Origin of the sequence: Polyangium sp. 6x1, from assembly GCF_029946515.1 — a bacterium.
Taxonomy (GTDB): Bacteria; Myxococcota_A; Polyangia; order Polyangiales; family Polyangiaceae; genus Polyangium.
The window spans coordinates 68,074-81,268 of sequence record NZ_JARZHH010000008.1 but is presented as its reverse complement, the minus strand read 5'-3'; the positions used below and the strand labels follow the sequence as shown (position 1 = coordinate 81,268).

7 protein-coding genes are annotated in these 13,195 nt (G+C 69.6%); 3 read left to right on the top strand and 4 right to left on the bottom strand.

Annotation, left to right across the window (positions count from 1 at the left end; genetic code table 11):
- Positions 1-81 precede the first annotated feature (81 nt).
- Positions 82-2,139: a S53 family serine peptidase gene (locus QHF85_RS10890; protein ID WP_281327057.1), complete on the bottom strand. Its 2,058-nt coding sequence runs from the start codon at positions 2,137-2,139 to the stop codon at positions 82-84.
- 417 nt (positions 2,140-2,556) lie between these two features.
- Between QHF85_RS10890 and QHF85_RS10885 the strand changes: the two genes are divergently transcribed.
- Positions 2,557-5,058 carry a hypothetical protein gene (locus tag QHF85_RS10885; RefSeq protein ID WP_281327056.1) on the top strand — a complete coding sequence of 834 codons (2,502 nt, stop codon included), beginning with the start codon at positions 2,557-2,559 and terminating at the stop codon, positions 5,056-5,058.
- Between the two features lie 91 nt (positions 5,059-5,149).
- Positions 5,150-6,070, top strand: a complete 921-nt coding sequence (locus QHF85_RS10880) for an SUMF1/EgtB/PvdO family nonheme iron enzyme (protein ID WP_281327055.1) — start codon at positions 5,150-5,152, stop codon at positions 6,068-6,070.
- 16 nt (positions 6,071-6,086) lie between these two features.
- Here QHF85_RS10880 and QHF85_RS10875 read toward each other — a convergent pair whose 3' ends face one another.
- The 3 genes from QHF85_RS10875 to ppdK form a co-directional block, all read right to left on the bottom strand.
- Entirely contained in the window at positions 6,087-6,809 is a 723-nt protein-coding gene (locus QHF85_RS10875; RefSeq protein ID WP_281327054.1) for a PspA/IM30 family protein, read from the bottom strand.
- Between the two features lie 49 nt (positions 6,810-6,858).
- Entirely contained in the window at positions 6,859-7,806 is a 948-nt protein-coding gene (locus tag QHF85_RS10870) for a GNAT family N-acetyltransferase (protein ID WP_281327053.1), read from the bottom strand.
- A gap of 134 nt (positions 7,807-7,940) precedes the next feature.
- A complete protein-coding gene (gene ppdK, locus QHF85_RS10865; protein WP_281327052.1) occupies positions 7,941-10,700 on the bottom strand; it encodes a pyruvate, phosphate dikinase in 2,760 nt (919 codons plus the stop codon).
- A gap of 440 nt (positions 10,701-11,140) precedes the next feature.
- Between ppdK and QHF85_RS10860 the strand changes: the two genes are divergently transcribed.
- A complete protein-coding gene (locus QHF85_RS10860; protein ID WP_281327051.1) occupies positions 11,141-13,189 on the top strand; it encodes a hypothetical protein in 2,049 nt (682 codons plus the stop codon).
- The last annotated feature ends 6 nt before the right edge of the window (positions 13,190-13,195 follow it).

Below are 13,195 nucleotides of genomic sequence, written 5' to 3'. Positions count from 1 at the left end.
GCGGCTAGGAGCTCCGGCGCGAAGTGTGGATGATCTTCGCGCCGGCGGGGCCGCGCTGTCGAATTAACGCATGATCCTGGATCAGGGGAGGGTGAGCGCGAGCCCCATCGCGTTTGGCGCGCCCCATCCCGTCGGATAATCCCATCCCGCCTTGGGCGATTTGTTGGCCGCCGTGGTGCCGTCCGGATCCTTCGTCGTGATGTCGCGGAACGTCGCCTTGACGGCGGCGTTCGAGTACAGGATCGAGTTGAGCCAGCCGGCCCGCGGCAGGTTGTTCGCCGCGCGGTAGTGGTTCACGACGGCCATGAGCCCGCCGAAGACCGGCGACGAGAACGACGTGCCGCCGTAGCCGTTGTACCAGGTGCTCAGGTAGTAGATGTAGTAGCCCGCGTACTGCGAGGCGTGCACCGCGAGATCCGCCGTCGCGCGACGCGGCGGCATGTTGATCTCGACGTTCGTGACGTACGGCGCTTGCCACTCGGGCATGAGGAACGTGAGCGAGTCGCCGCAGCCCGACTGGTACCAGTTCGTCTCCTGCTGCAGCGTTCCGTTCGCGTTCCAGAAGAGCCGCGAGCCGCCGACGGCCGTGACGTACGGGCTCACCGAGGGCGTATCGGCCTGCGCCGAGTCGCCCGTCGCGGCCATGACCGTGATGCCGAGCGCGGCCGCCTGGAGCGCCGACTCGTGGTACTGCAGGCGCACCGGCGCCGGCTCGGAGTCTTCGCGGTGCGCGAACGAGTCGGTGATGACCGACACCTCGTTCTTGCCGATCGCCTCGTTGAACGTGAAGACCATCGACGTGTTGCGCGCGTCGGGGCCCGCGTAGACCATCAGCGTCGCCCCCGGCGCGAGCGCGCCGGCCCACTCCACGTCGAGCGTCGTCTCGATGTAGCGCGTCGACGGCGCCTCCATCGTGTACGTGACCACCGGATCGTCGCGGATGATCCCGAAGGACTGCCAGAACGACTGCAGATCCTTGTACCGGAACATCGCGCCGACGGTGACGCCGAGCTTCACGCCCTGGCCGCGGTAGCCCATGCTGTAGAGCTGATCGACGCCGTACGCCTTCGCGATCTTCGCGGGCGACTGGCGGTTCGTCGGCACGTTCTGCGGCTGCACCGAGATGCCGCCGCCCTCGGCCGTGAGCGGGGTCTTGTCCGCCGCGATGTCGCAGGTGATCACGCCGCCGATCCGCTGCGCCACCCAGAGCGGCACCTTGAGCGGCTCGAGCGTGCCGTACACGTCGATCGGCGGGTTGCCGGCCTGCGGGTTCTCGCGCTCGAAGACGTGCAGGTTCGTCTGGAAGACCTCGTTGAACTTCGCGACCGTCCCCTGGAACTCGATGAGCAGGCGGTTCGTCGCGACGTACGGCACGGTGAAGCCCTGCGACTCGAGCCAGATCTTGACGAGGTGCAGATCGATCTCGGGCGGCGCGTGCTTCTCCATCCACTCGTCGGCCGTCATGTAGTCCCGGAACATCGGGTGGCCCGGGTTGTAGATGTTCGTGATCGCCTCTTCGAGCAGCGCCTTGTCGCGCGTCGGGAAGGCGATCAGCGAGCGGAACTCGGCGTTCAGGCTGGCCGGGCCGAGGTCCTGGTAGACGCCCGGCAGCGGGTTCGGGATGCCGTCGATGCTCGTCACGGGTTCGAGCTCGGCGTCCGTGAAATCGGGCAGCGCGTCGGGAAGCTCGCCCGCGTCCGGGTCACCGGCGCCGCCCGTGCCGCTGCTCGAAGAGCTGCTGCTGCTGGACGAGCTCGACGAGCTGCTGCTGCTGGACGAGCTCGACGAGCTGCTGCTCGTCGCGGCCATGCCGCCCGCGCCTCCCTGGCCGCCTTCGCCGCCGATGCCACCGGCGCCGCCCTGGCCACCGACGCCGCCCTGGCCGCCCTGGCCGCCGACGCCGCCTTGACCGCCCTGGCCGCCCTGGCCGCCCTGGCCGCCCTGACCACCTGTGCCGCCGCCGCCTTGACCGCCGACACCGCCGGCGCCGCCTTGGGCGGTCGAGCCGGCGGTACCGCCGGGAGGCGTCTCCCCGGAGTCACCGCTGCAGCTAGCCGCGGCGAACGCCGTTCCGTTGACAAGGGCGACCAGCGCGAGCACCCGCGCCGTGGTGGAGGAAGGGAATCGCAAGGACAGCATGGTGAGCGATGCTCCCTCCATGCGGGGAAAAAATCCACCAATTCCGGGTGATGTGCAGCACGCGTTCCGGGCGAAACACCGCTCAAATATCCGAAAACGAAGCACAATTTGGACGCTGCCGAGAAATGGGCGCCTGGACACGGCGCCTGGTAGCATCGACGACCGGGCCACGGTTCCGCCCACGCAACAGGACTTTGAGGTATAAAGACCAGGCTGCGTGAGGCCTGGAGACATCGGAGGCGAGGACGGAAGCCCGCAGCGAGAAGCCCGCGGAGGCAACCCGGGAACAAGCCGGTCGATTTTCCAGGATCGAGAAAGTGCAACGATCGACGTTCCCACAGCGAGACGGGTGAGCTCTACCGGGCATCGGTCCGATGGCAGGAAAATTGCCGCTCACGCTGAACCCGTTACCCCTCGATGCGAAGTTTCGCCCGACGCCTTCTCGAAGCCCGCAAGATCCCGAAGCCGTTCCGCGCCCCGCGGCCGATGGCGTTCGAGAAGGATCGCTCGCGCCTTTCGAGCCGCGCGCGCCTCGAAGCGACGGCCATCCTGGTCGCCGGGATCACGGCCGCGATCGCGCCGCTCGGCTCCGCCGACGACGAGGCGCGTGAGCTGACGCTGCGCGCGATCGCAGGCCAGAGCCCCTCGTCGCACGTGCTCGTCGTCCATGCCTCGCCCGAGACGCTCGCCGAACGCGACTGCCTCGGCAACCTCTCCGAGCTCGTCGTCGAGGGCCACGCGCGCGGCGTGCTGCTCGTGCCGCCGCTCGACGCATTCTGTGGGACCCGCAAACAACCGAGCGCGGAGCCGGCCGCGTCGATCCAGACGCTCCCGCCGGGGATCGTGCGCCTCGGCGCGCACGGCACGGCCGTGGGCTTCGCGGCGCCGCCCGCGGATCGGCCAGCGCTCGCCGCGCTCGGGATCGCGGAGGCGCCGTGGATCGTGCCCGCGCCGGCCGAGAGCGTGCCCAAGGTCTCGCTCGCCGACGTCGCCGCCGGTCGAACGCCGCTCTCCGTCGCCGCCGGCCGCGTCGTGATCGCCGCGCTCGACTCGCCGTTCGAGCCACGCACGAGCGCCGCGGGCGCGCCCGGCATCTCGATGGGCACGCACGTGGCCTCCGCGCTGGGTGGCCTGCTCGACGGTGGCGCGAGGCGCGAGGCGCCGCGCTGGATCAGCGCGCTCGTCGCGTCGCTCGCGGTCTTGCTCCTCGCCTTCATCCGCAGGGTCGCCTCGATCCGAGCTTCGCTCCTCGCGCTCGGCGTGTGCCTCCTCGGGATGATCCTCGTGCAAGCGATCGTCGCCGCCTCGATGGTGCGTGGCCTCCTGCCGGCGGCGAGCCTCGTCGCGGGCATCCTCGCCGGCGCGATCGTTGCGCTCTCGCTCGACCTCTCCGGCTGGCGACGCGCGGTCAGCCGCACCTCGGATTTGCTCGGCCGCGAGGGCATCTTCCGCCGCGTGCAGACCGAGCCCGACGCGGTCTTCTGGCCCCGCCTCGGCCGCCTCGCCGGGCGCCTCTTCCCGGCCGACTTCGTGCTCGTCGCGGAGCTGCCGTCCGCCGAGTGGCACCTCAAGTTCTGGGACGACGGCGACGTCGGCGAGCACCTCATCGGCGAGCGCCGCCGCGACGTGCGCCGCAGGCCGTACATCAACGAGCACGGCGTCGCCGCGCCGCACGTGGTGACGGATTACCTGAAGAACCCCGGCGAGCCCACGCTCGTCGTGCCGCTCATCGCGCTCGGCGAGACGGAAGGGTACGTGTTCCTGTGCGGCCCGAAGGCCGAGGCCGCCTTCGCCAAGACGCCCGAGCGCCTCGAAAGGCTCGCGCGCGAGCTCGCGCTCATCGCGCGCCGACGCCGCCTCGGCAACGTGGGCGAAGGCGAGCCGATCTCGGGATCGCGCCTGCTCGACGCGCCCTTGCCGCCGTCCGAGCGCCTCGTGCAACGCGCGGACGGCGCGGCGAAGGAGATCGCCACGTTCGGCGAGGTGCTGCGTAGCTCCCCCGTGGGCCTCTTTTATGCGGACGCGCTCGGCGACGTGCGCCTCGCGAGCCGCGAGCTCGGCCGCTGGCTCGGCGCGCGCGGCGTCTCGGTCCCGCCCGAGTCGGCCGACGGCGCGCTCCCGCCCGGCTCGATCCACCTGAGCCAGATCCTCGTCGCGCTCACGGGCTGCACGGCGGAGGAGGCGGCGACGAGCATGGCCGAGGTGCTGCAGAGCGAGGCGGGCATCACGGGCCGCAGCCAGGCGGGGACGTCGCCGACGTTTGTCTTGACGATCCGCGCGCTCCGGCAGAAGGCCGACGGCTTCTCCTCGATCGTCGGATACGTCGCGTCGGTCGTCGAGCAGCCCGAGGACAAACCCACGAACGTCCGCGCGCTCGCGACGGCGCCGACGCACGATCCGCTGAGCGCGTTCCCGCTCTCGGAGGTGATCGCGCAGGCGGTGGCGGGCACGGCGCGGGCGACGGGGCGGCAGGTGAAGATCGAGCCGATGCGCGGCATGGGCCACGTGATCGGGCATCGGGCCGCGCTCGAGCGGGCGCTCGAGGCGTTCATGGTCGAGGCCGCGGGCCAGTCGCCGTCGGCGCAGCCGCCGGTGATCTCGGTGCGTGAGACGAGCACGGCGGTCGAGCTCTCGATCCTCGACTGGAGCCTCGGCTTTGGCCTGCCCGAGTCGGCGCTCCAGCGCGTGCTCATCGCGCCGGGCGCGGCGCCGCCGGGGCTCGAGGTGCTCGGGCGGCTGATCCTGTCGATCGAGGACAGCCACGGCGCGGTGCAGATTCGCAGCGAGGACGGATGGGGTCTCACCCTGGTGGTGAGCCTGCTCCGCGCCAAACCCCGCGTGAAGGTGACGGCGGTGGCCGGGGGCGACGCGATCGCGGCGGACAACGTCGTGGCGCTCAGCCGCCAGACGTCGAAGTAGGTTCACGTTCGGCGGGCGGGCGAACGCGCGTCCGTCCCGGTCCTCGCTCCCCCATTGCGGTTCGCGGGCGACGTGTGTCATCGTCGGACTCATGCGCGTCGCCGTTTCTTTCCTGCTCATGGCTTGCCCGCTCGTGATCGCGGCCGGGTGCTTCGGCGGTGGGGGGATCGACGCACCGCCGCCAGGGTCGGGTGGGTCGGGCGGCGCCGCTGGAATGGGCGGCGCCGGCGGGGCAGGGGGCGCGACCTCCTCTTCGTCCTCCTCGTCGTCGAGCTCTTCGTCGTCGAGCTCCGGGGCGGGCGGCACGGGCGGCGTCCCGAATGGGTGTCCCGACGTGCCCGACACGCCGACGATGGTGAAGGTGCAGGCCCCTGCCGGCGGGAAGTTTTATTGCATCGACAGCACCGAGGTCACGAACGCGCATTACCTCGCGTGGACGAAGCAGATGCCCGTGGTCGAGCAGCTCCCGCAGTGCGGGTGGAACACCTCGTTTGCCCCGGGGACGCCGCCGTCGGCGAACGATCTGCCGGTCGCGACCGTCGACTGGTGCGACGCATACGCGTTCTGCGCCGCGCATGGAAAGCGGCTTTGCGGGCACATCGACGGCAATGCGCTGCAATATGCCGAGGTCGCCGATACGACGAAGAGCCAATGGCACAACGCCTGTACGGCGGGGGGCACGAAGAAGCACCCCTACGGCGACACGTACGATCCCGCGGCCTGCAACGGCAAGGACAAGGATGCTGCGGACGACGTCGTGCTCCCGGTGAGGAACCTCGCGACGTGCGAGGGCGGGTTCCCAGGGATCTTCGATATGAGCGGGAACGTCTGGGAGTGGGAGGACGCCTGCGACGAGTCCGGCGACATGCCCCAGGATCACCCGTGTCGGCGTCGCGGTGGCGGCTACACGAGCATCGACACGGACATGGATTGCTCCACGGCGAGCTCGGCCACCCTGCGCAACGCCAACAACACGAACACCGGCTTCCGCTGCTGCGCCGACCTGCCCTGACCCGGGCAGCGAACGCTCAGCCGATCCGGATCTTCTTCTTCAGCGCGGCGAGCTCGTCGTCGATCTCGGGGTTCGAGGGCTTGCCGTCCTTCGAGATCGTCCCGCCGCCTTCGAGCTGCGCGAACTTCGACTCGAGCTCCACGTCGGACATCCCGCCGCTGCGGAGCGCGTCGTCGAGCTCGCGGGCGGCGGCCACCTCGGCGACCTTGCCCTCGATCTTGTCTTCCATGCGCCGGAACTCGGCGAACGCGCCGCCCGTGCTCCCGCGCGCCCCGAGGCCCTCGGCCCCGCCGCCGCCCTTCGCCTGCTGAAGCTGCGCGGCGATCGTCCCTTTGCGGGCTTCGAGCTCCTGCTGCTTCTGCTCCATCCGCTCGAGCTCGCGCTTCATGTTCAGCGCGGCCGCGCGTTGCTCGGCGCGCAGCGCTTCGGCGCGGTCTCGCTCGGCGATGATGCGCTTCTTCTGCACGAGCGCCTCGCGCGCGAGCGACTCGTCGCCGGCCTTCAGGGCGAGCTCGGCGCGGCGCTCCCACTTGCCCGTCTCGGCGTCGATCTCGTCGACCTTCTTCCGCAGGACCTTCTCGGCCGCCACCGCTTCGACCAGCTCCTTGCGCGCCGCGCGGATCTGCTCCTTCATCTCCTCGACGATCAAATCGACCGACTTTTTCGGGTCTTCCGCCTTGTCGAGGAGCGCGTTGACGTTGCTCGAGATGACCTTGCCCATCCGGTCGAAGATGCCCATGCGGCAAAGGTGCACCGGCGAGCGGCGGCTGTAAAGCGTGGGGCTTGGATCAACGAGCCTGGAGCGGGCGCGTCCAGGCTCGATGCACGGTGACGCGCCGGAAGCCGGCCGAGGTGTAAAGCGCCTCCGACGCGGCGTTCGTGGGCCTCGAGAACACGAGGGCCTCGAGCGCGCCGAGCCGGCGCAGCAGGTGAAGCCCCGCGAGGTTCACGGCCTTGGCGAGGCCCTTCTGTCGGTGGTCCGGATGGGTCCCGACCGGCTCGAACTCGCCGATGCGGGCCACCGGATCCCAGAAGACCATCGTGAATGCGGCGAACGACCCGTCGGGCGCCTCGACGACGAGGTCCCTCTCGAAGGCGTAGAGGTTCGTGGCGACGAACCGCTGGTACTTCTCGACCGTCATGCGGGAGGGCGCGAAGGCGGCGCGATGCACGGAGACCCGCGCTGGGATCTCGTCTTCGCCTCGGACGTGGCGAATCGTGTAGCCGGGCGGGAGCACGGGCGCGGCGGGGCTCTCGTCGAGCGGCGCGATGAAGTGGCTGTACGAAGGCTCGTCGGCGGGCGTGAACCCGAGCGATCGGAGCTCTTCTTGCAGCCCGTGATCGGTGTCGAGGACGTCGGTCGTGAGGTGGCTCGGCGCCTCCGCGGGCGCGCCTTCTCCAGGGGGCGTCGTGTGGGATGCGACCTTTTTCGTCAGCCATTCGACGAGCTCGGCGACGACGGCGTGACGAGGCGCGGCCGGCAGGTCGGCGCGGAGATGAAAGAGGAACTCACCTGGCGGTTGGAACCCGCCCCAGGCGACGACGTCGCCATCCGCCTCCCACAACCGGATCCGCGTTGTCCAGTCGACCTCGAGCGGCGAGACGGTCATCCACCACGTGACGTCACCCACGGTCATGTTCACGAACGGCCGCGCGAGGAGCCACGAGGCCGTGATCGTGCGCTGGAGAGCGTGCAGATCGGCGAGGCCGGCGTAGGGCCGAGCGGTGATGTGCATGGTCGGATCCGCGTATGGAGAGGAATGTGGGCCCGGGGCGGCCTTGCCGTTTTGCGGACTCGGCTGCTTCCGGCTCCGATTCGGAGCCGAAATCGACGCGGGGGACCTCGGCCCCCCGCGTCGATTCCGATCGATTACGCCGTCGTCTGGAGCGTCGTCGTGGCGCCCTCGGCGAGCGCCGCCTGCGCGGCCGCGAGCCGGGCGATCGGCACGCGCAGCGGCGAGCACGACACGTAGTCGAGCTTCACGCGCTCGAAGAAGTGGATCGAGGCCGGGTCGCCGCCGTGCTCGCCGCACACGCCGAGCTCCAGGTTCGCGCGCGTCTTTCGGCCGCGCTCGCAGGCGATCGCCACGAGCTCGCCCACGCCCTCCGTGTCGAGGCTCGTGAACGGATCCTTCGGCAGGATCGCCGCCTCCACGTAGGCCCCGAGGAACTTCCCGGCGTCGTCGCGCGAGATGCCCATCGTGGTCTGCGTCAGATCATTCGTGCCGAAGCTGAAGAACTCGGCCTCCTCGGCGAGCTCCGAGGCGCGCAGGGCCGCGCGGGGCAGCTCGATCATCGTGCCGAACAGGTACGACACCGCCCGGCCCTTCTCGGCGAACACCTCGGCCGCGACGCGCTCGATCGTCACCTTCGCCAGCGCGAGCTCCTTCCGCGTCATGGCGAGCGGGATCATGATCTCGAGCTTCGGGGCGGCGCCCTTCGTGGCCACCTCGCATGCGGCCTCGAAGATCGCGCGCGCTTGCATCTCGTTGATCTCGGGGAACGTCACGCCGAGGCGGCAGCCGCGGTGGCCGAGCATCGGGTTCAGCTCGTGCAGCTCCTCCACCTTGCGCACGAGCTCCGCCGGCCGGACCTTCATCGTCGCCGCGAGGTCCTCGATCTGCTTGCGCCCCTGCGGCAAGAACTCGTGCAGCGGCGGATCGAGCAGGCGGATCGTCACGGGCAGCCCCGCCATCTCCTGGAAGATCGCGACGAAGTCCTCGCGCTGGTAGGGCAGGAGCTTCGCGAGCGCCGCTTTTCGTGCGTCCACGTCGCGGGCGAGGATCATCTCACGCACCGCGGCAATTCGTTTGTCGTCAAAGAACATGTGCTCGGTGCGGCAGAGGCCGATGCCTTCGGCCCCGTACGAGCGGGCCGTCCGCGCGTCCGCGCCCGTGTCCGCGTTCGCCAGCACCTTCAGCCGACGCGACGTGTCGGCCCAGCGCATGAGCTCCTCGTACTCCGCCGACAGCGCGGCCGGCGCCGTCGGGATCGCGCCGAGGTAGACCGAGCCCGTCGCTCCGTCGAGCGTGATCACGTCGCCGCCCTTCACGCTCACCGTGTCCGTGGGCCGACCGAGCTCGTCGTAGATCGTCACGGTCATCGTGGCCGTCTCGTAGCTCACGGCGACCGCCGAACACCCGGCGACGCAGCACTTGCCCATGCCGCGCGCCACGACCGCCGCGTGGCTCGTCATGCCGCCGCGCGCCGTCAGGATCCCGTTCGCGGCCTTCATCCCGTGGATGTCCTCGGGCGATGTCTCGGCGCGCACGAGGATCACGGGCAGGCCTTGCGCGGCCTTTCGTTCTGCCTCGTCCGCGTGGAAAACGACCTGCCCGCTCGCCGCGCCCGGGCTCGCCGGCAAACCCTTGGCCAGGAGCTTCTTCGGCGCCTTCGGGTCGATCGTCGGGTGCAGGAGCTGCTCGATCGACGCCGGATCGACGCGCATCACCGCCTCGCGCTGGTTGATGAGCCCTTCCTTCGCCATCTCCACCGCGATCCGCACGCTCGCTCGCCCCGTCCGCTTCCCGTTTCGCGTCTGGAGCAGATAGAGCTTGCCCGATTGCACGGTGAACTCGAGGTCCTGCATGTCGCGGAAGTGCTTCTCCAGCCGCTCCTGCGTGCGCACGAGCTCCGCGTAGGCCTCGGGCATGCGCACCTCGAGCGAGCCCTCGTCGTGGCCTTGTCCCTTCGCGATCGGGTTCGGCGTGCGCACGCCGGCCACCACGTCCTCGCCTTGCGCGTTCGGCAGCCACTCGCCGAAGAAGCGCTTCTCGCCCGTCGACGGATCGCGCGTGAAGGCCACGCCCGTGCCGGAGTCTTCGCCCAGGTTGCCGAAGACCATCGCTTGCACGTTGCACGCCGTGCCCCACGCCTCGGGGATGTCGTGCATCTTGCGGTACGTCTTGGCGCGGTTGTTGTTCCAGCTCCGGAAGACCGCGACGATCGCGCCTTCGAGCTGCGCCCACGGATCGTCGGGGAACGGCGCGCCCGTCTCCTCCTGCACGATGCGGCGCTGCTCCTTCACGAGCGAGCGCAAGGTCTCCTCGTCGAACATCGAGTCCGGCAGCTTGCGCTGCAATTCCGCCACCGTGAGCCGCTGCGCCTCGACCATCCCGCGCGCGGCGGCGGCCTTGCGCCGGGCGATCTCCAGCGCGTCGTCGAAGCGCTTCCTGTGCAGCCCGAGCACGACGTCCGCGTACGTCACGATGAACCTGCGGTAGGCGTCGAGGGCGAAGCGGGGGTTTTGCGTGCGCGCGCCGAGCCCGGCCACGATCGCCTCGTTCAGGCCGAGGTTCAGGATCGTGTCCATCATGCCGGGCATCGAGGCGCGCGCGCCCGAGCGGACGCTCACGAGCAGCGGGTTTTCCGCGTCGCCGAAGCGGGTGCCGACGATCGCCTCGACCCGCTGGATGGCGGCGCGCGCCTCGTCGAGCAGGCCGTCCGGCATCCGCTCACCCGAGGCGAAGAAGGCCGTGCAGACCTCGGTCGTGATCGTGAAGCCCGGGGGCACGGGGATGCCGATCCGAGTCATCTCGTGGAGCCCTGCGCCCTTGCCGCCGAGGAGCGGCTTCTGGGTGCCATCGCCGTCGGCCTGACCGCTGCCGAAGAAGTAGATGCGCTTCGCCATGGCGGCTTCCTTCCATGTTTGGGGTGACGGGCGCAAGAGGATTCGCGGTGCGGGCCCTGGGAGCTCGCCTTCGGCGAGATCGCCGAGGAGAACCGCCCTGCGAGCAGGGGGCGCTCGAACGGATGGCCCGTTACGATTCGTCGAGCGAGCACCGTGCGGCCGAGGTTGGCTCGTCGCTCGCCCCGCGACGTGGATTCCCGGCGCGGAAGGAAGGCATTTGGGGCGCGTTCGATTTCGAGGGAGCGCTGCACGCGCCCGCGCAAGTTGGGCAGCTTTGCGCGTCGAGCGCAAAATTGCGCAAGCGCTCCCGATGAGAATGCGTGGTTTCGACGGCGAAACCTGATCCGGAGCGTCGGCACCGGCCATGCATCGATGGTAGGTACCGAGGGCTTCGACGTCGCCCGCGCATCCGCGGCCCTGCGGTCGGAGTCCCTCGCGCCATGATGGAAAAGCATAACGCCCCGCGCGCCTCGCGTGGTCGCCTCTCGCGGAGCATCTCCGTTCTCGTCTTCGTCGCAGGGCTCGTGCTTCTGTCGTGCGCCAATCCCCTCGGCGGCGCGTCGAGCACGGCGGGATCCGAGGGCGCAGGGGGGGATTCGTTCGACGCGGGGATCCCCGACCGACTGCGGATCGACCCGGCGAGCCCGGTCCTCTCGCTTTCGTTGCCTCTCGCGGCGCAGACCGTGGTCTTTCAGTGCATCGACAACCTCACGGGCGCGGCCATCCCCGACGCCACGTTTTCCCTGGGGAACGTCGGCCTCGGTGTTCTCTCGCCGGAGGGCGTGTTCACGCCGAGCGGCCAGCAAACCGGGCAGGTCGTGGTACGCTGCGAGCACGGCGCATACGAGGCGAAGACCACGCTCCGCGTCCGCATCCACGCCGTCGATACCGATCCGGGCCTCGCACCCGCGCAGATCGAAGCGCTCGGGGGCCCTCCGGGGCTCGCGGACCCGGGGTTTGTCTTCCTGTATCCGTATGACGAGACGGTCTTTCCTCGTGGGATTCCCGCGCCGGAGATCCACCTGAGCGAAGGGAGCGCGCCCGGCGAGGCATTTTCGGTCCGGATCGTCGCGAGCGATTTCGAGTACGAGGGCTTCTTCAACCAGGGCTCGAAAAGCACGCGTCTCGTCATGTCGCAGCCTGCGTGGGAGGTGCTCGGCGCCTCGGCGGGCAATGCGACGATCGAGGTTCGTGTCGCCAAGCTCTCCGGGGGCCAGAAATACGGCCCCATTTCTCGGACGTTCCGACTCGCGCCCGGCGCGCTCCACGGCACCATCTATTACAACACGTACGACTCTCTCCTGGCCCAGCAGACGGGCGCGGTGATGCGCATCAAGGCCGGCGCCAAGAGCCCGGAGGTATTGATTGGCGGCTGCACCGTCTGTCACGGCGTCTCCGCCGACGGATCCACGCTGGCCGCCGCCAACCATGAGGGGTCTGGCGGCACGTTCGACCTCTCCGGGGGCAATGTCGATCCCCCGCTCGTCTGGAAGGAGCCGGAGCGAGCGGCGTTCGCCGCGTTGTATCCGAAAGGCGGGGACGTCCTGGTCACGAGCGCCTTGCCGGGTGGGTATTGGCCGCCCAATACGGCTGGCTCTTCCGTGGGGCCTTTCACGAGCGAGCTACGGACGCGCGCCGGCGTCGTGATCCCATCGAGCGGAATCGAGACGTTTTATGCGCAGACCCCGGCATTCTCGCACGACGGCGCCTGGCTCGCGTTCACCGATCGGGACCCCGTTTTTCCTTATCCGAGCGTCCTCGCCATTCTGCGGTACGACGCTGCGAACCGCACGTTCAGCGATTACGACGTGCTCGCCGCGCCCAAGCCCGGGCATCACCTCTCGTGGCCTGCGTTCACGCCCGACGGTCGGTACGTCCTTTACCAGGACGGCCAGAGCGGCGACCTCGCGACGTGGAAAGACACGAATCCGCTCAACGAGGGTCGAATCCTCGCCGTCGACCGGTCGACCAGCCAGCCCGTGTACTTGCTTCGATTGAATGGCGACGGCACCATGCCTGCGGGTGACCGCGACGAGCGAAAGAACTTCATCCCCTCCGTCGCCCCGGTCGCCTCCGGCGGGTACTTCTGGGTCATGTTCACGTCGCGCCGCACCTACGGGAACAAGCTCACGGGGCCCGAGGCGAACACGAAGCGCCTCTGGATCGCAGCGATCGACATCGACGCGCCCCCCGGCGTCGATCCCTCACACCCCGCGTTTTACCTCGCGGGGCAGGAGCTCGAGTCGGGCAACACGCGCGGGTTCTGGGTCCTCGATCCGTGCCGGAAGGACGGCGAGGCGTGCGAGAGCGGCGTGCAATGCTGCGGGGGGCAATGTGATCCCAAGGGAAATCCCCCGGTCCCGCGGTGCGGTCCGCCGGACGGCACGTGCTCGGACGAGCTCGAAGCTTGCGTGACCAGCGCGGATTGCTGCGAAACCTCAGACCTCGTGTGCATCAATGAACGCTGCACGCTCGTGCCGCCGAAATGAGCGGGA